The sequence below is a fragment of the Streptomyces bobili genome (assembly GCF_002154575.1).
Lineage (GTDB): Bacteria > Actinomycetota > Actinomycetes > Streptomycetales > Streptomycetaceae > Streptomyces > Streptomyces bobili.
Window position 1 is genome coordinate 22,758 of record NZ_MUBA01000039.1, and the last position, 22,751, is coordinate 45,508.

Below are 22,751 nucleotides of genomic sequence, written 5' to 3' on the forward strand. Positions count from 1 at the left end.
TCCAGCCGGCGTCCGCCGGCGAGAACGAAGGACACAGCAGTATGGCCAGCGGCACCGTGAAGTGGTTCAACGCCGAAAAGGGCTTCGGATTCATCGCCCAGGACGGCGGCGGCCCCGATGTCTTCGCGCACTACTCCAACATCTCCGGCAACGGCTACCGTGAGCTGGTGGAGGGAGAGGCGGTCACCTTCGACGTGACCCAGGGACAGAAGGGCCCCCAGGCGGAGAACATCGTCCGCGGCTGACCCCCTGTTTCCAGCCCGCCCGGATCGCCGTGTAGAGTGGCAGAACCGACGCGGGGTGGAGCAGCTCGGTAGCTCGCTGGGCTCATAACCCAGAGGTCGCAGGTTCAAATCCTGTCCCCGCTACAAAAGGAAGGGGCCCGGCTGATGCCGGGCCCCTTTCGCTTGTGTTCGTCAACCCCGTCCTGGGTCGTCGACCTGCTGGGTCTTGTCGCGAGACGAACCTATGCTGGCGGACATGAGGCGGACATCCTTTGCGCAGTGGCCCTGCTCGATCGCGCGGACCATGGACCTGCTCGGTGACTGGTGGACGCCGCTGGTGCTGCGTGAGGCCTTCTACGGCATCCGGCGCTTCGACGCGTTCCAGGAGTCGCTGGGCATCGCCCGCAACACGCTGACCGACCGGCTGCGCCGGCTGGTGGAGGAGGGGCTGCTGGAGAAGCGGCCGTACCAGAGCGAGCCGGTCCGGTACGACTACGTGCTCACCGACAAGGGGCGCGATTTCTACGGCGTGCTGCTGGTCATGAACCGGTGGGGGGATCGCTGGCTGGCGGATGAGGCGGGCCCGCCGGTGCTCATGCATCACGACGTGTGCGGGCAGGAGAGTCATGCCGAGGTGGTGTGCGCCGCCTGCGCCGAGCCCATGACCGCCGACAACACCCGTCCCCGGCTGGGGCCCGGCTACCCGCCGCGTCTCGCCGAACGGCCCGACGTGCGGGAACGCTTCACGGGCTGACCCGAGGTGTGCGTGGGTCCGCGCACACCCTTGACATGAAGGTCTATCTACGCAACTTTACTGGTCAGACGCATTGTCGCAGTGCGGACCACGCTAGGGGCAAGGAGGCCACGAGGCGATGGAGTGGACAGGTGCGCGGTACGCGGACAAGCCGACGGTCGAGGTGCACACCTGGATCGCCGCCCCGCCGGAGCGGGTGTGGGCGCTGGTGGCCGACATCGACCTGATGCCCAGCCTGAGCGCCGAACTGCAGGCGGTGGAGTGGCTGGACGGCCGGAGCGGCCCCGCCTGCGGAGCCCGGTTCGTGGGGCGGAGCAAGCACGATTCGCTGGGGGAGTGGGCGACCACGTCCCACATCGTCGAGTGCCGGCCGCCGGAGGTGCTCGCCTGGGCGGTCGAGGACCCGCAACACCCCACGGCGCTCTGGCGGTTCACCCTGGAGCCGCAGGACGACGGCACGCTGCTGCGGCAGTGGATGCAGATGGGTCCGGCCCGCTCGGGCCTCTCCTTCGCCATCGACCGCATGCCGGACAAGGAACAGAAGATCGTCTTCGTACGGATGCGGGAGTTCGAGACCGGCATGACCGCCACCCTCGCAGCGATCAAGGAACTGGCCGAGAACCCCCGGACCTCCAAAGAGGTGAGCAACTGATGCGTACATCCACCACGATCGAGGCCTCCGGCGGCGACTGGCGGGAGATCGTCGACTACGTCACCGAGGCGGAGAGGCTCGGCCTCGACATCTGCTGGGTGGCCGAGGCCTGGGGCTCCGAGGCGCCGTCACCCCTGGGCTATCTCGCCGCGAAGACCGAGCGCATGCTCCTCGGCTCCGGGATCATCCAGCTCGGCACCCGCACCCCGGTGGCCATCGCCCGCGCCGCAATCACGCTCTCGCAGATCACCGAGGGGCGTTTCCTCCTCGGGCTCGGGCCTTCCGGACCGCAGGTGATCGAGGGGCTGCACGGTGTGCCCTTCGCCCGGCCGCTGTCACGGATGCGCGAGACCGTCGACATCGTGCGACGGGCCGCGACCGGAGAGAAGATCTCCTACTCCGGGCGGGAGTACCAGGTTCCGCTGCCGGGCGGCGAGGGGAAGCCCATGCGGCTGTCGATGCGCGCCGAGCACGACATCCCCGTCTACCTGGCGACGCTGTCGCCCAAGATGCTGCACCTGACGGGGGAGATCGCCGACGGCTGGCTGGGTACCAGCTTCGTCCCCGAGGGCGCCAAGGAGGCGTACTTCGACCATCTCGACGAGGGGCTGGCCGCCGCCGGGCGCAAGCGTGCGGACCTGGACATCTGCCAGGGTGCCGAGGTCGCCTTCGCCGACGACGAGGACGCGCTGCGCGCGATGGTGGCCGGACGCAAGAAGGAACTCGCCTTCAGCCTCGGCGGCATGGGCTCCGAGAGCACGAACTTCTACAACAAGGCCTACAGCCGCCAGGGCTGGGCCGAGGTCGCGGCCGACGTACGGGCCCGCTGGCAGGCCGGGGACCGGGACGGCGCGGCCACACTGGTCACCGACGAGATGGTGTTGGCGACCACTCTGATCGGCACCGAGGACATGGTCCGCGAACGGCTGCGCGTCTGGCGCGACGCGGGCGTCGACACCGTCCGCTTCTACCCGGCGGGCGAGACCCTCGACGCCCGGCTCACCACCCTGGGCCGGGCCATCGAACTGGTGCGGTCAGTCGAGGGTGAGGGCGGGGCCGGGGGGTGACCGGACGGCGTACGCCGACGTGGTGTCGGAGTACGCCGCCGGCCGCCCTTGTTCAGCTACCTCATCGCGTCTCCCGTGCGTACGGCGCGACGGTGATCCGGTCGATCAGCGGTGCGTAGCGGGAGCGGAGCGGTACGCCGGGGAAGGTGTCCGAGGCGTAGGTGGTGCCGTCGAAGTTGGGCAGTTCCTCGGAGCGGAAGGTGATCGTGTTCTGTCCCTTCCTCAGCTGGACGGGGACGGTCAGCTCCCAGAAGTTGTTCTGGTGGAAGCTGTGCGGGAAGCCGACGCGCCGTGTCTCGCCGCCGTTGACGCCGATGTCGGCGTGACGGGCGAGCGGGTCGGGGTTGTAGTGGGTGGCCTCGGCCTGCTCGGGGTTGGCGTACCGGATGCGCAGCGCGTGCAGGCCGGCCCGGTCGGCGGTGACGGTGAACGTGGCGGTGTTGCCGTTGCCGGGCTCGCCGCCGATGCCGGTGATCGCCGTGCCGGCCGTGGCCAGGGAGAGCGGGGCGAGCGCGGCCGTCCCGGCGAGCTCGGCGTCGCCCGCCTCGTACGTCCGCGTCGTGAGCGTGCCGTCGGTGGGAGTGACGGTGAGCCGGTCGACGAGGGTGGTGGACGAACCTCCGGTCACCGTCACCTTGTTGATGCCGCCGGACAGGGAGACCGCCGCGCTGTTCCTGCCCTTGGCCAGGCTCAGGACGTCGTGTCCGTTGACGGCGAGGCGGGCGCCCGTGCCGCCGAGGGTGTCGACCTTGAGGGTGGCCTCGCGGTCGGCGGGGGAGTAGACCCAGAAGGTGGCGCTCTGGTTCTTCTTCAGCTGGATCGCGCCCGAGCCGGTGGCGGGGATCCCGGCCCGCTTCGGCAGGTCGTAGACGGGCAGTGCTCCGCCGGCCGGCCAGGCCAGCTCACCCTCGTAGACCTGGGTGCCGGCCGAAGCCTCGGGGAGGGTGAGGGTGAGGCGGTCGACGATGGCGTCGCCCTTCGTGACGCGCTTGCCGTCGGCGCTCTTGGCGGCGAGCGTGAGGGTGTGCTTGCCCTTGGTGAGCTGGACCTTGGTGTCGGTGTGGTCCCAGACGACCCACTTGTAGCCGAGCGGAAGGTACAGCTCCTGCTCGCTGTCCGCCTTGCCGTCCACGCGGAGGAAGACGTTGGTGGGGCCCTGCTCCTTCACCTTGTCGAAGGTGTTGAGGGAGTTGGCGAAGACGCTCAGGTCGTAGGTGCCGTCCTGCGGCACGTCCACGGTGACGTCGAGGGTGACGTCCGAGCCGGTGCGCAGGCCGCCCACGTCGTAGCCGCCGGAGGTGTAGAACTTCGACACGTCGCGGGGTGAGCCCTCCGGGCCGTTCCTGGTGTAGCCGGACCCGGTGTGGGCGGCGTCCTCCGCCTCGTACGAGGCCTGCCAGCGCACGGGCGGGGACTGCGTGCCCGTCGCCTCGCCGGCCGGGCTGAGGACGATCTCGTACGCCGAGGACTCCTTCAGCGGCGGCAGCGTGCCGTTGCCGAAGTCGACGGAGACCGTGGCGTCGTCGGCGACCTTCAGGTTCTGCTCCGTGAGCAGTTTCGGGCCGGACGAGTCGCCGAGCTGCCCGCTCCAGTCGATCTCCCGCACCCAGGCGTGCACGCGGTCCCCGAAGAGCTGCTTGGGTACGTCGGCGAAGGTGATGTGTCCCTTGCCGGTGGAGCCGCCGAAGATCAGCCGGGCCTGCTTCTTCTTCTCGTCGAGTGTGCCGACGCCCTGCATCGAGTAGTTCTCGCCGGGGAACGGCGGGGTCACGTTCACCGTGTGCCCGCTCATCGAGGCGTAGGAGTTGAGCAGCCACCACTGGCCGTTGCCACGGTTGGACTGCACCGCGGAGTCGGAGAGGTTGCCGTCGATGTTCCAGTACGCGATGTCGGCGTCCACCTTGGACTCCTCGATCGCGGACACCCACTGAATCATCTGACCGGGGACCGAGGTGTGGTAGTTGAAGGCGTACTCGTTGATGTTGACGGGGATTTGAGTTCCCTCGCGATCGGTGCCCTTGAACAGGTCCTTCTCCCACGCCCGGTACTTGGCGACGCTCGCGCGTACCGCCTCCGGGTGGCTCAGCTCGTGCCAGGTGATGACCTCGGGGAGGGTTCCGGCGGCCAGGGCGTGCGTGAGGAAGCCCTTCACCTGGTCGTAGAGGACGCTGGTGTTGGGCCCGGCGATGCGGGCGTCCGGCATCTTCGACTTGATGAGCTTGTACGCGTCGTCCCAGGCGGCGAAGTAGTCCGCCGGGTCGTTGAGCCAGCTGACCTTGTCGTAGCTCCACTCGCCGGTGCCGAACATGTTGCCCTCGGGCTCGTTGAACGGCACGAAGACGATGTTGTCCTGGTACTGCTCGGGCAGGCGCAGGACCTGGTCCACCTGCTTCGCCATCTTCTCCTTGTAGAGCTTGAGCTTCTCCTCTGGCGTGTCGCCGGGCCACTGGTACGGGAAGCCGCGGTGGATGTCGGTCATGTAGATGTACACGTCACCGTCGGTGGAGTCGGCCAGCGGCTTGACCACCTCCAGCGCGTCGGCCCCCGGGTGCTGCGGGCCGTCCTGTGCCTTCGTGGAGACCGTGCGCAGGCCCATGCCCTCGATCAGGTTGTTGGTGGGGACGTCCGGCCCGTACACGCCGTAGAGGGTGCCGGAGGCGCCGCCGTGGAACGCGCCGGTGTCCGAGCCGAGGTCGACGGTGAGCTGCCCCTCGCGGACCACGGTGACGGTCGCCTTCACCGCACGCCCGGCCGCGGTGCCGGCCACCGTGAAGGTGCCGGGCCCGGCGTACTCGTCGGCCGGTACGGCGTCCCAGACGACCGGCGCGTCCCGGTCGTAGCCGTCGGAGAAGGAGGCGCGGACGGCGGCGGGGAGAGCCGGTGCGGTTCCCGTCGTCGTACGGACCTCGAAGGAGGTCCGCGAGAGCTGCTGGAGCGTGGGCACGCTGCCGACCGTACCGGCCACCTGAGCGGGACTGAGCGCCGCGTGCCACACGGTGAAGTCGTCGATCGCGCCCTTGAACAACGGGTCCGGCCAGAAGGACTTGCCGAGGTAGCCGGCGGACGTGGCCGAAGCGTCCAGCAGTTCCTTCGCCTTGACGTCGGTCTCGGCCGAGGAGACGGCCACGCCGTCCACGTACGTGGTGACCCGGCGGGCCGAACTGTCGAGGGTGACCGCGACCGTCCGCCACTGGTCCGCGGGGAGCGGCCCGTACCCGGAGACCTTGACCTCCGCGCCCCCGCCGCCGGTGGTCACGGCCGTGCGCAGCCGCCCGTCGCTGTCGTACGGGGTGGTGAAGAGGTACTTCGTGTTGTCGGTCCCCAGATCGAACACGCGCTGCCAGGAGGACGGGTCGCCGCTCCATTTCACGCGGGCCGACACGGTCAGATCGGCTGCCTCGCCGAGCACTTCGCGGGGCAGGCGGACGTACGCGCCGTTCGAGGTGGGCGCTCCGCCGGGCAGGGCGAGCGCCTTGCCTCCGTCGGCGCCCGCGACGGACCGGGCGGTGTCGCCGTTCACCAGGCTCGCCGTCAGACCGTTGCCGGAACTGTCGGTGATCCTGCCCGAGGCGAGGTCGTCCTGGTCGAAGGTGTAGCGCGCGGCGGGCTGGGGTGCGTCGGCAGCCTGTGCGGGGAGGGCAGGTGCGGCCAGCACTCCCGCGCCGAGAGTCAGGGCCACGGCGGCCGCGGCTCGCCGCCGTGCGGATCTGTGAGCGGATGGCATGGATTACGTCCTCATCCTCGGGAAGGGGTTCCGGTCCTGTCCGCCCCTCGGCCCCGGTCACCGGACTTCATCGCACGGCGGCTCCACGGGTTCCTGACCGTGCGCATGGCGGAGGAGGCATACGAGTCGAACCGGTTCGGCGAAGCTAGCACCGGCGAAACCGGCCAGCAATCCCCCTGACACCCGAAACCTCGGGCGTACACCCCGAGTTGCAGGCTCTTTGCGGGAAACGCGGTCCGAAGTGTTGACAGCCGTCTGGCTTGTTCCTACCTTCACTTCACGCGAACCGGTTCGACAACCGATAGTCGCCTTCCTTCTTTTCCTCAGTCCAGTGCGACCGGCGGGCGGTTCCTTTCGAGGAGTCGAACCAGTTCGATCCAGTTCGATCCAGGAGTGACCGTGAACATCGGTGAGATCGCCCGGCGGGCCGGTGTCTCGCGGAGCACCGTGTCCTACGCGCTGAGCGGCAAGCGCCCCGTCTCCGAGGAGACACGACGCAAGATCCAGCGGGTCGTCGACGAACTCGGTTACCGGCCCAGCGCCAGTGCCCGCGCCCTCGCCAACGGCCGGACCAGCACACTCGGCCTCGTCTTCCCGCCGGCCGGGAATCACTACACCGGCATGCAGCTGGACTTCATCGGCAGCGTGGTGGAAGCCGCCGCCGCCTACGACTACGACGTGCTGCTGTCCCCCAGCGGCGTGGACAGCGACCGCTCCTTCCAGCGGCTCCTGGGAGAGCGGAGGGTCGACGGCGCGATCCTGATGGAGATCAGACTGGAGGACGACCGGGTGGACCACCTGTCCGCACTCGCCTTCCCCTCCGTCGCCATCGGCCGCACCGCCCGCCCCGAGGGCGCGTGGTGGGTGGGACTCGACCACACCGCGCTGGTCGAGCGCTGCGTGCACCACCTGGCGGATCTCGGCCACCGCCGGATCGCCTTCGTCAACCGTCCCGAGCAGCTGCTGCGCACCGGGTACGAGTCCGCGCACCGGGGACTGGAGGGATTCACCAAGGCCGCGGCCGAGCGCGGGCTGACGGTCCGGACGTACTGCTGCGGCGACGACGCCGACTCGGGCCAGACCTGCGTGGAACGCATCCTGCACGACGACCCCGCCACCACGGCGCTGGTCACGTTGAACGAGGCCGCGCTGGGAGGCCTCTACCGCGGCCTCGCCCGCGCCGGCCGCCATGTGCCGCGCGACTTCTCCGTCACCGGGGTCGTGGCCGGCCGCTGGGCGGAGACGGTGACCCCGCAGCTCACCGCGGCGGACGTACCCGCCGCCGAGATGGGCCGGCTCGCCGTCGACCTCCTGGTGGAGCGGCTCGACCATCCCGACGCACCACCCCGCCACCACCTCCTGACGCCGCCCATCTCCCTGCGCGCCAGCACCGGACCGGCGGGAGCCCGGCCCGACACGGACACCGGAACCGACACCGCGCGCTGACCGCAACCCCGCACGCCGGACCCTCGGCACCCGCATGCCAAAAACAGAAGGAACCGCGATGAACAGCTTCAGCTTCTCGAGAAGGCGCCGCCTGACCGCCGCGGCCCTGACCGCCCTGGCGGTCGCCACCACCGCCACCGCCTGCGGCTCCGGATCGGGGAGCGCCGGGAGCGAGGCGGCGGACAGCGGGACGTACACCGTCTGGGACCCGTACCCGCAGTTCGCGAAGGGCTCGGCGTGGGTCAAGCTGCTCGACGCCTGCGGCGCCGAGGCCGGTGTGAAGATCAAGCGGACCGGCTTCGACACCAGCGACCTGACGAACAAGGCGCTGCTGGCGGCGCAGCAGGACAACTCCGCCGACGTCCTCATCGTCGACAACCCGGTGGTCTCGACCCTGGCCGAGGCGGGCGTACTGACCACGACCGACGACAACAAGCTGGACACCTCCGCGGTCGACCCCAACCTGCTGGCGGCGGGTCAGTCGGGCGGGAAGACGTACGGCACGCCCATCGGCGCCAACACCCTCGCCCTCTACTACAACAAGGAGGTCCTGAAGGCGGCGGGCGTGGACATCGCCTCGGTCAAGGACTGGCCGTCGCTGACGGCGGCGCTGGCCAAGGTGAAGAAGGCCGGCAAGAAGGGCATCACCTTCTCCGCGATCGGCACCGAAGAGGGCAGCTTCCAGTTCCTGCCGTGGTTCTGGGGATCCGGCGCGAAGCTCACCGCACTCGACTCGCCCGAGGCCGTCTCCGCGCTGACCCTGTGGAAGGACTGGCTGGCCGACGGATACGCGCCCAACTCCGTACTCAACAACACCCAGACGACCAGCTGGCAGGAGTTCGCGACCGGCGACTACGCGTTCGGCGAGAACGGCACCTGGCAGCTCGCCAACGCCGCGAAGGCCGGCTTCGACTACGGGGTCATACCCGTCCCGGGCGCCGACGGCGGCAACGCCGCCGCACCGACCGGCGGCGAGTTCGTCACCCTCCCGGTCCAGGGCGACACCGGCCGCTACGCCACCACGCAGAAGATCGCGACCTGCCTGACCAGCACCCAGAACCTGTACGACACCGACGCCACCCTCTCCTACGTCGCCCCCACCACCGAGGTCCAGGACAAACAGGTGGCGGCCGACCCCGGCCTGCAGACCTGGGTGAACGCGGTCAAGGCGGCCAAGGGCCGCACCAGTGACGACCTGGGCACCAAGTACCCGAAGATCTCCGAGCAGTTGTGGAAGGCCGTCCAGTCCGCCCTCAGCGGCTCCAAGTCTCCCGAGGACGCGCTGAGCGCCGCCCAGTCCGCCGTCAAGTAACCGCAGCCAAGGGCCCGTTGATGAGTCACACGACACAAGTGCCGCACCGTCGGCCCGTGCCCGACCACAGCGGTGCGGCCCCCACCGCACCGCCCCGAGCGCGCCGCCGCCCCAGTTCCCAGCAGTGGGCCGCCTGGGCCTTCCTCACCCCGGTGACCCTCTACCTCGTCCTCTTCTACGCCTATCCGCTCTACCGCAACCTCGACCTGAGCCTGCGCAACTACACGGTCCGCTCCTTCGTCCAGGGCGACGCGCCCTTCACAGGCCTCGCGAACTACCGGACCGTCCTCGACGACCCGACCTTCGCCCCCGCCCTGCTCCACACCGTCGTCTTCACCGCCGTGTGCCTGGCCTTCCAGTACGCCATCGGCCTGGCGCTCGCCGTCTTCTTCAACCAGCACTTCCGGCTCTCCGCCACCCTGCGGGCGCTGTTCCTGGTGCCCTGGCTGCTGCCGCTGATCGTGTCGGCCTCCACCTGGTCGTGGATGCTCAACAGCGACTCGGGCATCGTCAACACCGCCCTGCACGCCGTCGGCATCGGCCCGGTGAACTGGCTGACCTCCCCGTCCTGGTCACTGACCTCGGTGATCATCGCGAACATCTGGATCGGCGTCCCGTTCAACCTGGTCGTCCTGCACAGCGGACTGCAGTCCATCCCGGCCGGCCTGTACGAGGCCGCCGCCCTGGACGGGGCGGGTGCCTGGCGGCGGTTCTGGAGCATCACCTTCCCACTGCTGCGCCCGGTGTCCGCGATCACCCTGCTGCTGGGGCTGGTCTACACGCTCAAGGTCTTCGACATCATCTGGATCATGACCAAGGGCGGCCCGGCCGACTCGTCCACCACCTTCGCCACCTGGTCCTACCAACTCGGCTTCGGCAACCTCCTCCCCGCGTTCGGCCCCGGAGCGGCCGTCGGCAACCTGCTCGTCGTCGCCGCCCTGGTGTTCGGCCTGATCTATATGAGGGTCCAGCGCAAGCAGGGACTGTCATGACGGGAATCGCCATGAACCGACGCGGCCGCACGTGGTGGAAGACCGCCATCGGCCTCCTGCTGACCGGCATCATGCTCTTCCCGGTGTACTGGATGCTCAACGTGTCCTTCACCCGCGAGCAGGACATGCGCAAGAGCCCGCCCGGCCTGTTCCCCGTGCACGGCACGCTGGAGGGCTACCGGGCGGTCCTGGACCAGCAGTTGCCCTATCTCGGCACCAGCCTCGTGATCGGCCTGGGCACCGTGGTCCTGACCGTGGCGCTGGCCGCACCCGCCGGCTACGCCCTCGCCAAACTGAGGCCGCGCGGCGGCGGCGCCCTCAGCTTCGTCCTCCTCGCCGCCCAGATGATCCCCGGCATCATCATGGCGATGGGCTTCTACGCCATCTACCTCAGCCTCGGCCTGCTGCAGTCCGTCCCCGGCCTGATCATCGCCGACTCCACGCTGGCCGTCCCGTTCGCCGTGCTCATCTTCACCGCGTTCATGTCCGGCATCCCCGGCGAACTCATCCAGGCGGCGAAGACGGACGGCGCAGGACCCCTGCGCACCTTCTGGTCGATCGTCCTGCCCATGAGCCGCAACGCCGTCGTCACGGTGTCCCTGTTCGCCTTCCTGTGGTCCTGGTCGGACTTCGTCTTCGCCAGCACCCTCGCCGGCGGTGGGGCGCACGAGCCGATCACCCTCGGCATCTACCACTACATCGGCAACAACAACCAGGAGTGGAACGCCATCATGGCCACCGCCGTCGTGGCCTCGCTGCCCGCCGCGGTGATCCTCGTCCTAGCCCAGCGTTACGTCGCCGCCGGTGTGACCGCCGGCGCGGTGAAGGACTGAGACCGACCCCTGCGCGACCTCCTGCCACCGTCGGTCCGCCGACGGCCGCCCCCGCACGAGAGACGAGTGACGCTTCATGACCGCCGACCGATCCGGCCCGGCCTTCTCCGTCCACGACATCCCGTTCAGCCTGCACGGATCCTGGTTCGACATCTCGCCCGTGGTGGCGGAGAAGACGTACGCCGAGGACCTCCACCTGGTCTCCCACCAGAACGGCATGCACGGCGTGCTGCGCCTCATGCCGCTCGACGGCGCGAGCGGCGAGCGGGCCGAGACCCGCGTGGAGGCGACGCCCGGCCTGCTGACCTGGACCGGCACGGCCGGCCGCGTCGACCTCGCCTACGAGGCGCCGGACACCGTACGCCTGCGCGGCGAGGGCCTCGCGCTGCGCGTCTGTGCGGCGGTCCGCGAGCTGACCCCGTTCAGCGGCACCTACTTCTTCCGCGACGCGGCTGCCGACGCCCACGTGTTCACGTCCTACGAGACCGGACGCCGCTACCGCGTCACCGTGCTGCGCGGCTCCCTGACCGACACCTTCGGCAGCCAGGCCCTCGGCAGCGCCGACCGTGGCCTCACCGTATCCGCCGCCGACGAAGCGGACGCCGACGGCCCGTGGGAGATCGCGGTCGAGGAACTCGACACGGCTCGCCCGCCGTACGTGCCGGCGGCGCCCTTCGACAAGATCGTCGAGGCCGCACGGAACTCCTTCGCGGACTTCGTCGACACGGTCGCCCCCTGGCGTTCGGCCGCGACCCCGGCCGCCGAACTAGCCGCCTACGTCATCTGGTCCGCGACGGTGGGCCCGGCGGGGCTCGTCACCCGGCCCGCCGTACTGATGTCCAAGCACTGGATGGACAAGGTCTGGAGCTGGGACCACTGCTTCAACGCCCTGGCCCTGGCGCCCGGATGCCCCGAACTGGCCTTGGACCAGTTCCACCTCCCCTTCGACCACCAGGACGCGACCGGGGCACTGCCCGACTCGGTGACCCACTCCGAGGTGCTCTACAACTACGTCAAACCTCCCATCCACGGCTGGACGTTCGCCCACCTGCGGCAGAAGCTGACCGTGCCGCTCGGCCGGACCGAGTTGGCGGAGACGTACGACAGGCTGGCACGCTGGACCGAGTTCTGGCTGACCGCACGCCGAGCCCCCGGCGCCGAACTGCCCCACTACCAGCACGGCAACGACAGCGGCTGGGACAACGCCACCACCTTCGACCCCGAACGCGTGGTCGTCACCGCCGACCTGGCCGCCTTCCTCATCCTGCAACTGCACCAACTGGCAGCGCTCGCCGGTGAATTGGGGCGACCTGAAGAGGCGAGCCGATGGACCCGGACGGCCGCGGAGACCCAGACCGCGATGCTCGGCACACTCTGGAACGGCGACCGGTTCGTCACCCGCGGCGTCGACACCGGGGACACCTGGAGCAGCTCCAGCCTGCTCGACCTGATGCCCATCGTGCTGGGAGAACATCTGCCCGACGACGTCAGCGACGTACTGGCCGAGCGCCTTCAGACCCACCTCACCCGGTACGGCCTGGCCACCGAACTGCCCACCTCACCGCACTACCGCTCCGACGGCTACTGGCGCGGCCCCATCTGGGCCCCCGCCACCGTCCTCATCGAGGACGGCCTGCGCCGCGCCGGACACCACCGCCTCGCCGACGAGATCAGCGCCCGCTTCCGCACCCTGTGCGAAACCCACGGGTTCGCCGAGAACTTCGACGCCCTGACCGGCACGGGTCTGCGCGACCGCGCCTACACCTGGACGGCCGCTGCCTACCTCCACCTGGCCGAGGCACACAGCCGCCGGGGCGACGACGCGACGCCCGCCGAGACGGCCGACCCGGGCGGACGGTGATCAGGACGGCTCGTGCTTGAGTCATATCCGCGGCTTCACCTCGAACCGGGGGCCCATGTCCGGGCTGTCCGAGCCGGCCAGTTCCGTGGCGAGGCCGTGGACGGTCACCAGGTCGTGCAGCAGCTCGGAGGTCTCGTCGGGAGGCAGGTCCGAGGCGCGTGCCACCTCTTCCAGGTGGACCGCCTCGCCCCGGTGTTCCTCCTGCGTGCGGCTCAGCGCCTGGAACACCCGCTCATGCACCTCCGAGTACGGCCCGGAGGCACGGCCCGCGAACGACCTTTCCTCGTGGCCTTCCATGTTCTTGCGCACCATGGACGTGGGGGTCCTCTCCGTGTCGTACGGCAGCGCCGGGTACGGCTTGCCCGCCTCTTCCGCGGGCCCTTCCGTCCGGACCCGGGACCGGTCTCAGCCCCGGCCCGCCGCGGCGCCGTGTTCGTGCAGGGTGCGGACGACCTCCTCGTCGCCGACCTGGTCGAAATCGGCGTACCACAGGCCGACCGCGCGGAAGTCCCGTGGCTGGTGGAGGCAGATGACGTCGTCGGCCTCCGAGCGCATCTCCGCCGCCGACTCGGGAGCGCCGACCGGGACGGCGAGGATCAGCCGGGCGGGACCCCGCCTGCGCAGGTGGCGCAGGGCGGCACGCGCGGTGGCGCCGGTGGCGAGCCCGTCGTCGACGACGATCACGGTCCTGCCCTCGATGTGCGGCGCGGACCGTTCTCCGCGGTACTGCCGTTCCCGGCGGTGCAGTTCGGTCCGCTCGCGGGCCACATCCGGGCGGAGCTTGTCCTCGCTCAGGCCGAGCATCTGCACCGCGCGGCGGTCGAACACCGGCGGATCGTCACCGACGATCGCGCCGATGCCCGTCTCCGGATGCCCCGGGACCCCGATCTTCCGGGCCACGAGGATGTCGAGCGGCGCCCCCAGAGCGCCGGCGACCTCAGCGGCCACCGGGACGCCTCCGCGGGGCAGGGCCAGGACGAGGGGATCGACGAGATCACCGTCGGCCGACCACTCCATCAGCCGGGCGGCGAGCTGCTGTCCGGCCTGGCGACGGTCCTGGAATCGCATGACCTCACACCTGCCTTCCGCGGGACCGGTCGGTCGCTCCGCCCTGACGGCCACCGGCGGGCAGCGACCGGGCCGGCACCCGCGAACCGTTCCCCGTGCGCATGGGCGTGTGCGTGGTCGTCATCCCTCCTGTCCGGGGTTTCCTCCCGGACGGCACCCAAACGGCACGGATCCGTACGCCCCCGCCGCTCAGGGGTACCCGTGTCCGTGCGGCACGTCGCAGGCCGGTGTGCCCGTACGGGACGCCACGGGATGTCACCGCGGCGGCCGACACAGACCTCGACCAGGGGCAGCACGATGAAGCTCTCCTTTCTCGATCCCCTCTTCTCCGAACCCGGCCCCTGGGCCAGCGTCTACCTCGACACCTCGCGGGACATCGACGATCCCGACGCGGCCATCGACCTTCGCTGGCGGCATCAGAGCGATGTCCTGCTCGAGCAGGGAGCCGACCCCGCCACCGTCACCGCCCTGGCCGGGGCCGTGGGGACGGACCGCGCCCTGCCCGGCCGGCACGGACAGGCACTCTTCGCCGCCCACGGACGCCTGGCCCTCGCGGAGGAACTCCCCGAGCCGCCCGCACGGGACACCGCCCGGCTCGACGCGCTGCCCGACGTGGCGCCCCTCGCCGTACAGCGCGCACCCGACATCCCGTACCTGGCCGTCGCCCTCACCCGCTCCGGCGAGTGGCCCCGGGACGAGGCCGTGGAGGCCGGCCGGGACCACGTCCCCGGTGACCATGTGCTGGTCGTCTCGGTGGCCGGGCGGTGGCCCACCGGAAGGGTCGCCCCCCCCGGGAACGGCTGACCCACCAGGTGCCGACCGACGCCTGGCAGCGCACTGCCCCACGGATCGCCCGCGAGCTGGGCGACCTCGCCGAACACCACCGCGCCGAGTCGATCGTGCTGTGCCGGCACCTGGACGACGTCTGGGTCTCGGGCGTGCTGGTCAACCGCTTCCCCGCCGTCCTGCGCAGCCGGGTGACCGTGGTGGACGACGACTCCCTCAGCACCCCCGAATCCGTCGGCCCGACCTTCCTCGAAGAACATGTGGGCCGCGTGCTGGAAGGCTGTCTGAGCGCGGCGGACGAGCGGCAGCTGGAGGACTTCCTGGCCCAGCGCGCCCGGCACCCCCACCGGTCGGAAGGGGTGGCGGCGGCCGTCTCCGCCCTGCAACGCGGACAGGCCGGGTCCCTGCTGCTCACCCGCCGGGCGCGGCTGCCCGAGCGTGTGTGGCTCGGCTCGGCGCCGTCGCAGATCGCGCTGTCCGCCGCCGAACTGGAGGCGTTCGGGGTGACCCCGCCGCAGGAGGAACCGGCTGACGCGGCACTGCTGTACGCCGCCCATCGCACCGGGGCCGAGCTGGTCGTGCCGCCACCGGACCGCGTCCCGTCGGCCGACGGCGTCGGCGTCCTGCTCCGCTACCAGGACGCCTCCGGCCGTTAGCCGGGCCGCAACGGTGAGGGGATTCCCGGCGACAGGGTGGGTACGCGGTGGGGGACATCCGGGTCCTGGCGATCCGCCCGATCGGCCGATGGGGAAGAGGCTGATACCGATGATCTCCGACATGGTTCTGGTGCCCACCGCGGACGTCACGCTCTCCGGTGACCTCGTCGTGCCGGCACCGGCGCGGGCCGTGGTGCTCTTCGCGCACGGCAGCGGCAGTTCCCGGCACAGTCCGCGCAATCGGATGGTGGCCGCCGAACTGCGTACCGCGGGGCTGGGCACGCTGCTGATGGATCTGCTCGGCGAGCGCGAGGAGCGGCGCGACGCGCTGACCGCGGAGCACCGTTTCGACATCGGGCTCCTGGGCCGGCGGCTGGTGGCCGCGGTCGACTGGCTGGACACCCAGCCCGACACCCGCGGCCTGCCCGTCGTCCTGTTCGGCGCCAGTACGGGTGCCGCCGCGGCACTGGTGGCCGCCGCCGAGCGTCCGGAGCGCGTGCTGACCGTGGTGTCACGCGGCGGGCGGCCCGATCTCGCGGGCGACGCCCTGGAGCGGGTGACGGTCCCCGTACTGCTCCTCGTCGGCGGGCGGGACCAGAACGTGCTGGCGCTGAACCAGGAAGCGGCCCGGCGGCTCAGCTGCCCGCACGCCCTGCACGTCGTTCCGCAGGCCACGCACCTGTTCGAGGAACCCGGCGCCCTGGAACACGTCGCCGAGACGGCCAGGCGCTGGTGCGACGACCGCCTGCGCGACGCACAGGAGTCCCGTACGAGCACGCGGACGGCACCGGCACCGTCGCGGGAGACGACATGACCGGCCGGCCGCGGGTACGCCGGACAGCGCGGCCCGCGGCGACGGAGGAGGCCCGATGACCGGCTCGCACGGCACCGTCCTGGTCGGGGTCGACGACACACCGCACTCCTGGCTCGCCGCGGAGTGGGCGGCCACCGAGGCCGAACTGCGCGGCGGCGCCCTGCGTATCGTGCACGCCCTCGGCCCCGGCCCCGAGGTCGGATACGACGAGACCGGAGCCGGCCTCACCCGCGAGGTCTTCGAAGCGGCCACCGGCCAGGTGGACGCCGGCCGGGCCCGGATCGCGGCCGCCCATCCGGGGCTGCGCGTCGACGCCGTCCTGGCCCATGACCGTCCGGCCGAGGCCATCCTCGACTCGGCGGGCGACGCCGACCTCATCGTCGTCGGCACCCGCGGGCGGGGCGGCTTCGCCGGCCTGCTGCTCGGCTCGGTGAGCCTGAAGGTCGCCGCGCACGCCGACCGCCCGGTGGCCGTCGTGCGCGAGCGTCCCGAAGCGGCGAAGGACGCCGGCGTCGTCGTCGGCGTGCGCGACGACCGCGACGAGGAGGCGGTGCGGTTCGCCGTCGTCGAGGCCGCGCGGCGGCGGACCCCGCTGCGCGTGGTCCATGCCTGGACGCCGGTCGTGTGGGCGGGCGAACTGGCGCCGCCGCCGGAACTGCGCGAGGAGGAACAGCACCGCCATCGCGTGCTGCTGAGCCGCGCCGCCCGCCCCGCCGCGGAGTACCCGCACGTGCGGATCGAGACCGACCTGGTGGCGGACGCACCGGCCGCAGCCCTCGTCGAGGCGTCGCAGCGGGCCGGCCTCGTGGTGCTGCCCCGTCACCCGGCCGAGGGTCGGCTCGGACTGCGCCTGGGATCGGTCACGCACGCGGTGCTCCACCACGCGCGGTGCCCGGTCGCGGTCGTGCCCACCCGGTAGGGGCGGCCACGGCCCGCCGACGCACGGCGATGCCCGCGCGTACGGGACAGCCCCCGGTGCCCTGCCCGCGTCTCCGGGACGCCCGGCCGAGGCGCCGGCGCTCGCCGGGACGGCCTGCTCGCCGTGGCCGTCGCGGCGGGCCTCGCACGCAAGGTACGGCGGAGAACGGCGGGAGATGAACCGGTGAGGAGAGAGACGTCATGAGCACATCGAGCCCGGGACACCACGGCGGGGGACGGGCGCGCCGCGCACGCTCCGGCGCGGTCGGCCGCCGCTTTCCGCGGTCCGGCACTGAACCCGTCACCGCACAGAGCCCGCTCGGACTGCGGCTGATCCTGTCAGGTGTCTTCCTGCCGGTGTTCGGCGTCGCGACCGTCGCCTTCGCGATGTGGGCCGAGCAGTCGGGCCCGGGGGACGATCCGGGGCGCGGTCCGCTGGTCGTCCTCGCCGTCGTGTGCGGGGTGCTGGCCCTGCTGGCGGCGGTCGGTCTGCTGGCCGTCCTGCGCCGGCTGAGGCATGAGCGGGGCGAACGGTGACGGACGTGCCGAGGCGCCCACGGCAGGGTCCTGCCACCTGCCGTGGGCGCCGCTCGTCGCTCACCGCTGATAGAGCGCCACGATGGTGCCGCTCGCGAGTTGTCCGCCCTCGACGGCCTGATGGACCTGCTCGGCGCTGGGCGCTTCGGGCAGGACGCACGGCTCGCCGAGCGCGTAGAGGCGGAAGAAGTACCGGTGTGCCTCGTCGCCGGGCGGTGGGTGGGGTCCGCCCCAGCCCTGTTCGCCGTAGCCGTTGACGAGTTCGGTGCCGCCGGGCGGGCTCTTGCCCGCCTCCGTGCCCTCGCTGCGGGGATCGATGCCGACCACCACCCAGTGCACGAACGTGCCCGACGGGGCGTCGGGGTCCTCGCACAACAGCACCAGCTCGGTCGCCTCGTCCGGGATGCCGCTCCACGCCAGCGGCGGCGATTCGTTCTCTCCTTCGTACGCGTACCTGCGTGCCAGAACGGCGTGGTCGTTGAACGCACTGCTGATGAGTTCGATGCCGGCCATGGGACCGGAGTACCCAGGCGAGCCGCCGCCTACCGGGTGCGGTCGAGGTGACAGAAGGCGTGGTGGCGCTCGGCGAGGCCGTGGAGGGGGCCGTCGGGGACCGGGTCCGCCAGTCGTCGGACGACGAACTCGCGCGGCTGCTGTTCGCCGGGAGTAGGGGGAAACCCGCCCGAGTGAGCGGCGCGGTGAGGCGGCGGGCTGGCTCAGGTCCGATCCGGGGTCCGCGCCGTGCGCCCCCGCTGTGCCGGGGGCGCGGCGTGCGGCGCTTCCTCGTGCGCCGTCGGCCGCAGACACTCGATGAGGTAGTCGCCGGTGTCCGGATCGACGGTCACGCCGTGCGTCTCGCTGCCGAAACCGGGGAAGCGGCGGTCGAAGGACTCCAGGGCGGACAGGTACCGCAGCAGCGGGCCGTCGGGGGCGCCGACGTTCTCTCCGGGCATGAGCACGGGGATGCCCGGCGGGGTCACGGTGACCATGGCGGCGGCCACCTGGCCGGGCGAGTCGAGCAGCCGCACCCGGTGCGTGCCGCCCCGGACCAGCCGCTGGTAGCACAGCTGGGGCGGCTCGACCGGCTCCGGCAACTCCCGGAAGGCGGTGTCGAGCAGGTCGACGAGACGGGCCGAGCGCAGATGGTCGTGCATGTCCTGACACAGCTCGCGCAGGGTCGCCCCGGCGTACCGCCTCGGGTGCTCGGCGACCAGCGCGGGCAACACCCGGTCGAGGGGCGCGTCCTGGTCGTAGAGGGACTTGAAGTCCATCAGGGCGTCGAGGAGGGTGCCCCACTTGCCCTTGGTGATGCCCATGGAGAACAGCACGAGCGTGGTGTACGTGTCGGTCTTCTCCACGACGATGTGCCGTGTGGCCAGGTACGCGGTGAGCACCCGCGCGGGGATGCCCCGGTCGGCCATGTCGCCTCCCGCGTCGATGCCCGGACAGGTCAGGGTCACCTTGACCGGGTCGAGCATGCAGTAGCCGGCGGTCAGTCCGGGGAAGCCGTGCCAGGCCGCGCCGGGCTCCAGATGCCAGCAGGACGGTTCGGTGCGCAGCAGGTCGGCGGGCGCCGCGTCGAAGGCGAACCGTTCGCCGCTGCCCGGATCGGTGACGGACTCGGGCTGCCACACGCCGAAGAACCACGGCGGCCGGTCACCGGCCTCCTCGATACGGCGGCGGATGCGGACCATTTCCTGGCGGAACCGGACGGCCTCGGTCACGGCCTCGTCCACGAGCCAGTGCCCCTGCGGGCCGTCCATCATCGCGGTCGCCACGTCCAGCGAGGCGATCATCGGGTAGAGCGGTGAGGTGGTGCCGTGCATCATCAGCGCCTCGTTGAACCGGTCGTGTCCGACGGGTGCCCGGGGCGCGGGCCTGACATGGATCATGGCGCTCTGGGACAGCGCGGCGAGCAGCTTGTGGGTGGACTGGGTCGAGAACACCGTCGGCCGGTCCGGGCCGGGGAAGCTGTCCTCGTCCACGGACATGCCGTACCGGCCCGCGTAGAGCGGGTGGAAACGGGCGTACGCGAACCATGCCTCGTCGAAGTGCAGCCGTGGGGTGCTCGGGGCGAGCGCGTGTGCCGCCGCCGAGGCGTCGTAACACAGGCCGTCGTAGGTGGAGTTGGTGAAGACGGCGTACTGGGCGTCGGGTGAGACGGCCTGTCCGGTCAGTGGATTGGCGGCGATGCGGGCCGCGACCGAGTCCGCCGCCAGCTCCGCCGGGGGCAGCGGGCCCGCCAGGCCGTAACCGTTGCGGGTGGGGATCAGGTACACCGGGCGCGCGCCGGACACCACCAGGCCGTGCAGCACGGACTTGTGGCAGTTGCGGTCCACGAGGGCGATCTCGTCGCGGGTGACACTGAAGTGGCCGACCACGCGGTTGCAGGTGGAGTCGCCGTGCAGCACGAAGTAGGTGAGGCCGGAGCCGAAGACCCGGGCCGCGTTGCGTTCCGCCTCGCCGATCGGGCCGGTGTGCTCGAACAGCGAGCCGAGTTCGCCGACGGAGATCGACAGGTCGCTGCGGAGCAGCCGTTCGCCGAAGTAGTCGTGGAAGGCCCGCCCGGCGGGCGACTTCAGGAGTGCGACGCCGCCGGCGTGGGCCGGGGTGTGCCACGAGTACTCGTGCGCGTCGTCGAAGCGGCGCAGCGCCCGGAAGAAGGGAGGCAGAACCGCCTCGCGGTAGGTGCGGGCGGCGGTCATCACGCGTCCCGCGATGAAACCGGGGGTGTCCTCCAGCGGCCACACATAGCCGACGACCGACTCCGACACCCACAGCGGCAGGTCCCGCACACCGTCGTCCGCCATGATCAGGAACACCGGCAGGTTCTGGAACCGCCGGCCGACGGAGCGCAGCACCGACGCGCCCCCGGGCTCCGCCCCGGCGCCCTGGCGGCGCGGGAGTTCCCAGGCGATCAGCGCGGCGGTCAGTCCGGCCTCGGTCCGCAGCACCGCCTCGGCGTCGGCCGCGTCGACCGCCCATCTCACCTCGAACCCGTGCGCCTCGATCGCCTCACGCAGGCGCCTCAGATGCTCGGCGCTCGCTCCCTCACCCCGCGGATGTTCCGGTACCGCGATCAGGACCTGGCTGTCCGTCATGGTGCTCCTCCCGGCGACCGGCGACCGGCGCCGCCCCGGCACCAGTCTCTGAGCAGGTCGGGCGCCGACGGCGGCCTCACCGCCGTAAACCACCCGGACGACGGACCGGCCGCGCTCCGCCGCGAGGACGGGACCATGCAACGGTGTTGCAACGTTCGGTGCGCCAGCATGGCCGGTGCCGGGCCGCGGCCACGCCCGCACAGGAGTGACCGGCCCCGTATCGACGGCGGTACGGGGCCGGCGCTTCCGGCGTCGCCGCGGTGGTCCGCCGGTCGACGGCCAAGTCGGAGGAGCCTAGAGAGGGACGGTCGTCTTCGTGACGAGTGACTCCAGGTGGACGTCGTACTCCTGGGAGCCCGTCGTCTCCAGGACGCGGGTGGCCAGTGCGCAGCCCAGTCGTGCGGCCTCGGCCGGGGTGTGGTGGTGGGCGAGGCCGGTGAGGAAGCCGGCGCGGAAGGCGTCGCCCACGCCCGTGGGGTCCACCGCCCGTGCGGTGGGCACGGCGGGGATCCGCAGGGTGGGCCGGTCGCGCTGCTCGATGGTCACGCCGTCCGCGCCGAGTGTGGTGATCCAGGCGCCGACCTGTGCGAGTACGCCGGCGGTGTCCCAGCCGGTGTGCCGGCGCAGCAGGGCGTTCTCGTAGGCGTTGGTGAACAGCAACTGTGCCCCGCTGACCAGCCGGCGCAGCTGATCGCGGTCCAGGCGGGCCAGTTGCTGTGCGGGATCGGCCGCGAACGGGATGCCCAGCGTCCGGCAGGTCTCGGTGTGGCGCAGCATCGCGGCGGGATCGTCCGCGCCGATCAGCACCAGGTCGAACGGCCGGTGCGGGTCGGTCGCGGCGGCCAGGTCGATGTCGGCGGCCTCGGCCATGGCCCCGGCGTAGAAGGTGGCGATCTGGTTCTGGTCCTGGTCGGTGGTGCACACGAACCGTGCCGTGTGCAGGGTCTCGCTGATCCGTACGGACGAGATGTCGACGCCCGCCGCGGCGAGCCGCTCGCCGTACGCGGCGAAGTCCTTGCCGGCCGCGCCGATCAGGACCGGCCGCAGGCCCAGCTTGCCGAGGCCGTAGGCGATGTTGGCAGCGACCCCGCCGTGGCGGATGTCGAGTCCGTCGGCGAGGAAGGACAGCGAGACCGTGTCGAGCCGGTCCGCGATGAGCTGCTCGGTGAACCGGCCGGGGAAGGTCATGAGGTGGTCGGTGGCGATGGAACCCGTGACGGCGATACGCATGGTCCGTGACTCTCTCTCGGGCGGGGAGGGACGGCGGTCACATCCACAGCAGGACGGCACCGAGCAGCAGCAGGTTGCACACCCCCTGGGCGGCGGCGCAGGCCAGTGCGGAGCCGGTGACCGCGCGGCAGATGCCCAGGGCGAGGCCCATGAAGAACACCGAGGGCAGTACGCCGCAGACGACCCTCGGGTTGAGCGGGTTGAGGCCGTAGTCGCCGAGGTGGACCGCCGCCCAGCCGGCCGCGGTGACGACGATCGCCGTGCGGGTGCTCCAGCGTTCCTCGACGGCGTGGAAGAGGACACCCCGGTAACAGACCTCCTCGACGAGGGGTACGAGGACACCCATGGCGAGCACCATGGCCGCCGCGTCCGCCCAGCGCGCGCCGGGCACCAGACCGTCGAAGATGCGCGGCACCCACGCCGTCCAGTTGTCGTCCGCGGTCCCGAAGACGGTCCGGTTGGCGAGGAACGTCTCCGCGTACACGAGAGCCACCACGACGGTGCAGACGACGACCGCGCCGGTGCGGTCGCTGCGGCGGATGCCCATGGCGGGCCAGCGGTCCCGGCTCACTACGAGCAGGGCGGTCGCGCTGAGCGCCACGGACAGCGCCATCAGGAGGAAGCTGAAGGCGCCGGCGACCCTGACCGCGGCGAGCAGCGCGAAGAGGAGGATCGCCGCGGTGAGAGGGCTGGCCGCGGTACGGCGGTGCAGCCGGCTCAGGGGTCCGGAGCGTCCGGGGCGTCCGGGCGCGGGTGCGACGCGACTCGTGGTCATC

General features: G+C 71.4%; 21 protein-coding genes and 1 tRNA gene. 15 read left to right on the forward strand and 7 right to left on the reverse strand.

Features of this window, described 5'->3' with window-relative positions:
• Positions 1-41 precede the first annotated feature (41 nt).
• From BZL64_RS03785 to BZL64_RS03805, 5 genes are all read left to right on the forward strand, one after another.
• Entirely contained in the window at positions 42-245 is a 204-nt protein-coding gene (locus BZL64_RS03785) for a cold-shock protein (protein WP_073499692.1), read from the forward strand.
• A 49-nt stretch (positions 246-294) separates the two neighbouring features.
• Positions 295-368 (forward strand) — tRNA-Met (locus tag BZL64_RS03790).
• A gap of 112 nt (positions 369-480) precedes the next feature.
• Entirely contained in the window at positions 481-978 is a 498-nt protein-coding gene (locus tag BZL64_RS03795) for a winged helix-turn-helix transcriptional regulator (protein WP_086766176.1), read from the forward strand.
• A gap of 118 nt (positions 979-1,096) precedes the next feature.
• Entirely contained in the window at positions 1,097-1,630 is a 534-nt protein-coding gene (locus tag BZL64_RS03800) for an SRPBCC family protein (RefSeq protein ID WP_086766125.1), read from the forward strand.
• Positions 1,630-2,697 (forward strand): LLM class flavin-dependent oxidoreductase, encoded by a 1,068-nt coding sequence (locus BZL64_RS03805; RefSeq protein ID WP_086766127.1) that lies wholly within the window; start codon positions 1,630-1,632, stop codon positions 2,695-2,697. The genes BZL64_RS03800 and BZL64_RS03805 overlap by 1 nt, the downstream gene beginning before the upstream one ends.
• Before the next feature lie 61 nt (positions 2,698-2,758).
• On the opposite strand, the gene BZL64_RS03810 is transcribed toward BZL64_RS03805, so the two are convergent.
• Positions 2,759-6,421, reverse strand: a complete 3,663-nt coding sequence (locus tag BZL64_RS03810) for a LamG-like jellyroll fold domain-containing protein (protein ID WP_086766128.1) — start codon at positions 6,419-6,421, stop codon at positions 2,759-2,761.
• Between the two features lie 399 nt (positions 6,422-6,820).
• On the opposite strand from BZL64_RS03810, the gene BZL64_RS03815 reads away from it, so the two are divergent.
• The 5 genes from BZL64_RS03815 (at position 6,821) to BZL64_RS03835 (ending at position 12,865) form a co-directional block, all read left to right on the forward strand.
• The gene (locus BZL64_RS03815) at positions 6,821-7,867 is read left to right on the forward strand and encodes a LacI family DNA-binding transcriptional regulator (protein ID WP_086766178.1); all 1,047 of its coding nucleotides are present in this window, start codon (positions 6,821-6,823) and stop codon (positions 7,865-7,867) included.
• Between the two features lie 58 nt (positions 7,868-7,925).
• Complete coding sequence (locus tag BZL64_RS03820) at positions 7,926-9,179, forward strand: sugar ABC transporter substrate-binding protein (RefSeq protein WP_086766130.1); 1,254 nt, start codon at positions 7,926-7,928, stop codon at positions 9,177-9,179.
• Positions 9,180-9,199: 20 nt separating this feature from the next.
• Positions 9,200-10,171, forward strand: coding sequence for a carbohydrate ABC transporter permease (locus tag BZL64_RS03825; RefSeq protein WP_086766132.1), 972 nt, complete (start codon positions 9,200-9,202; stop codon positions 10,169-10,171).
• An 11-nt stretch (positions 10,172-10,182) separates the two neighbouring features.
• A complete protein-coding gene (locus BZL64_RS03830) occupies positions 10,183-11,004 on the forward strand; it encodes a carbohydrate ABC transporter permease (protein ID WP_086766134.1) in 822 nt (273 codons plus the stop codon).
• Positions 11,005-11,080: 76 nt separating this feature from the next.
• Complete coding sequence (locus tag BZL64_RS03835; protein ID WP_086766136.1) at positions 11,081-12,865, forward strand: amylo-alpha-1,6-glucosidase; 1,785 nt, start codon at positions 11,081-11,083, stop codon at positions 12,863-12,865.
• A 21-nt stretch (positions 12,866-12,886) separates the two neighbouring features.
• Here the strand turns inward: BZL64_RS03835 and BZL64_RS03840 are convergent, their stop codons facing one another.
• Both BZL64_RS03840 and BZL64_RS03845 read right to left on the reverse strand, forming a co-directional pair.
• A complete protein-coding gene (locus BZL64_RS03840; RefSeq protein ID WP_086766138.1) occupies positions 12,887-13,177 on the reverse strand; it encodes a hypothetical protein in 291 nt (96 codons plus the stop codon).
• A 93-nt stretch (positions 13,178-13,270) separates the two neighbouring features.
• Positions 13,271-13,933: a phosphoribosyltransferase gene (locus BZL64_RS03845; RefSeq protein WP_086766139.1), complete on the reverse strand. Its 663-nt coding sequence runs from the start codon at positions 13,931-13,933 to the stop codon at positions 13,271-13,273.
• 297 nt (positions 13,934-14,230) lie between these two features.
• Here BZL64_RS03845 and BZL64_RS03850 point away from each other — a divergent pair, with 297 nt between their 5' ends.
• The 5 genes from BZL64_RS03850 to BZL64_RS40480 all read left to right on the forward strand — a co-directional run bounded on the left by BZL64_RS03850 (position 14,231) and on the right by BZL64_RS40480 (position 17,644).
• The gene (locus BZL64_RS03850) at positions 14,231-14,737 is read left to right on the forward strand and encodes a hypothetical protein (RefSeq protein ID WP_143662969.1); all 507 of its coding nucleotides are present in this window, start codon (positions 14,231-14,233) and stop codon (positions 14,735-14,737) included.
• A gap of 8 nt (positions 14,738-14,745) precedes the next feature.
• Positions 14,746-15,375 carry a baeRF2 domain-containing protein gene (locus BZL64_RS03855; protein WP_143662971.1) on the forward strand — a complete coding sequence of 210 codons (630 nt, stop codon included), beginning with the start codon at positions 14,746-14,748 and terminating at the stop codon, positions 15,373-15,375.
• Between the two features lie 109 nt (positions 15,376-15,484).
• On the forward strand, positions 15,485-16,189 hold the full coding sequence (locus tag BZL64_RS03860; protein WP_086766145.1) for a dienelactone hydrolase family protein: 705 nt from the start codon (positions 15,485-15,487) through the stop codon (positions 16,187-16,189).
• A 55-nt stretch (positions 16,190-16,244) separates the two neighbouring features.
• Positions 16,245-17,108, forward strand: a complete 864-nt coding sequence (locus BZL64_RS03865) for a universal stress protein (protein WP_086766147.1) — start codon at positions 16,245-16,247, stop codon at positions 17,106-17,108.
• A gap of 200 nt (positions 17,109-17,308) precedes the next feature.
• A complete protein-coding gene (locus tag BZL64_RS40480; RefSeq protein ID WP_086766149.1) occupies positions 17,309-17,644 on the forward strand; it encodes a DUF6343 family protein in 336 nt (111 codons plus the stop codon).
• 60 nt (positions 17,645-17,704) lie between these two features.
• On the opposite strand, the gene BZL64_RS03875 is transcribed toward BZL64_RS40480, so the two are convergent.
• The 4 genes from BZL64_RS03875 to BZL64_RS03890 form a co-directional block, all read right to left on the reverse strand.
• Positions 17,705-18,157 (reverse strand): YbhB/YbcL family Raf kinase inhibitor-like protein, encoded by a 453-nt coding sequence (locus BZL64_RS03875; RefSeq protein ID WP_086766151.1) that lies wholly within the window; start codon positions 18,155-18,157, stop codon positions 17,705-17,707.
• Between the two features lie 203 nt (positions 18,158-18,360).
• The gene (locus BZL64_RS03880; protein WP_086766153.1) at positions 18,361-20,745 is read right to left on the reverse strand and encodes an Orn/Lys/Arg family decarboxylase; all 2,385 of its coding nucleotides are present in this window, start codon (positions 20,743-20,745) and stop codon (positions 18,361-18,363) included.
• A gap of 294 nt (positions 20,746-21,039) precedes the next feature.
• Positions 21,040-21,975 carry a carbohydrate kinase family protein gene (locus BZL64_RS03885; RefSeq protein WP_086766154.1) on the reverse strand — a complete coding sequence of 312 codons (936 nt, stop codon included), beginning with the start codon at positions 21,973-21,975 and terminating at the stop codon, positions 21,040-21,042.
• 37 nt (positions 21,976-22,012) lie between these two features.
• Positions 22,013-22,750, reverse strand: a complete 738-nt coding sequence (locus BZL64_RS03890; RefSeq protein ID WP_086766156.1) for a CPBP family intramembrane glutamic endopeptidase — start codon at positions 22,748-22,750, stop codon at positions 22,013-22,015.
• Position 22,751: the final 1 nt, after the last annotated feature.

Excerpts from the sequence above, each read along its gene's own strand:
- BZL64_RS03795 (WP_086766176.1), top strand. The coding sequence starts at position 481 with ATGAGGCGGACATCCTTTGCGCAGTGGCCCTGCTCGATCGCGCGGACC.
- BZL64_RS03890 (WP_086766156.1), bottom strand. The coding sequence starts at position 22,750 with ATGACCACGAGTCGCGTCGCACCCGCGCCCGGACGCCCCGGACGCTCC.
- BZL64_RS03840 (WP_086766138.1), bottom strand. The coding sequence starts at position 13,177 with ATGGTGCGCAAGAACATGGAAGGCCACGAGGAAAGGTCGTTCGCGGGC.
- BZL64_RS03835 (WP_086766136.1), top strand. The coding sequence starts at position 11,081 with ATGACCGCCGACCGATCCGGCCCGGCCTTCTCCGTCCACGACATCCCG.
- BZL64_RS03885 (WP_086766154.1), bottom strand. The coding sequence starts at position 21,975 with ATGCGTATCGCCGTCACGGGTTCCATCGCCACCGACCACCTCATGACC.
- BZL64_RS03800 (WP_086766125.1), top strand. The coding sequence starts at position 1,097 with ATGGAGTGGACAGGTGCGCGGTACGCGGACAAGCCGACGGTCGAGGTG.
- BZL64_RS03860 (WP_086766145.1), top strand. The coding sequence starts at position 15,485 with ATGATCTCCGACATGGTTCTGGTGCCCACCGCGGACGTCACGCTCTCC.
- BZL64_RS03880 (WP_086766153.1), bottom strand. The coding sequence starts at position 20,745 with ATGACGGACAGCCAGGTCCTGATCGCGGTACCGGAACATCCGCGGGGT.
- BZL64_RS03825 (WP_086766132.1), top strand. The coding sequence starts at position 9,200 with ATGAGTCACACGACACAAGTGCCGCACCGTCGGCCCGTGCCCGACCAC.
- BZL64_RS03875 (WP_086766151.1), bottom strand. The coding sequence starts at position 18,157 with ATGGCCGGCATCGAACTCATCAGCAGTGCGTTCAACGACCACGCCGTT.
- BZL64_RS03850 (WP_143662969.1), top strand. The coding sequence starts at position 14,231 with ATGAAGCTCTCCTTTCTCGATCCCCTCTTCTCCGAACCCGGCCCCTGG.
- BZL64_RS03805 (WP_086766127.1), top strand. The coding sequence starts at position 1,630 with ATGCGTACATCCACCACGATCGAGGCCTCCGGCGGCGACTGGCGGGAG.
- BZL64_RS03820 (WP_086766130.1), top strand. The coding sequence starts at position 7,926 with ATGAACAGCTTCAGCTTCTCGAGAAGGCGCCGCCTGACCGCCGCGGCC.
- BZL64_RS03830 (WP_086766134.1), top strand. The coding sequence starts at position 10,183 with ATGAACCGACGCGGCCGCACGTGGTGGAAGACCGCCATCGGCCTCCTG.
- BZL64_RS03865 (WP_086766147.1), top strand. The coding sequence starts at position 16,245 with ATGACCGGCTCGCACGGCACCGTCCTGGTCGGGGTCGACGACACACCG.
- BZL64_RS03845 (WP_086766139.1), bottom strand. The coding sequence starts at position 13,933 with ATGCGATTCCAGGACCGTCGCCAGGCCGGACAGCAGCTCGCCGCCCGG.
- BZL64_RS40480 (WP_086766149.1), top strand. The coding sequence starts at position 17,309 with ATGAGCACATCGAGCCCGGGACACCACGGCGGGGGACGGGCGCGCCGC.
- BZL64_RS03810 (WP_086766128.1), bottom strand. The coding sequence starts at position 6,421 with ATGCCATCCGCTCACAGATCCGCACGGCGGCGAGCCGCGGCCGCCGTG.
- BZL64_RS03785 (WP_073499692.1), top strand. The coding sequence starts at position 42 with ATGGCCAGCGGCACCGTGAAGTGGTTCAACGCCGAAAAGGGCTTCGGA.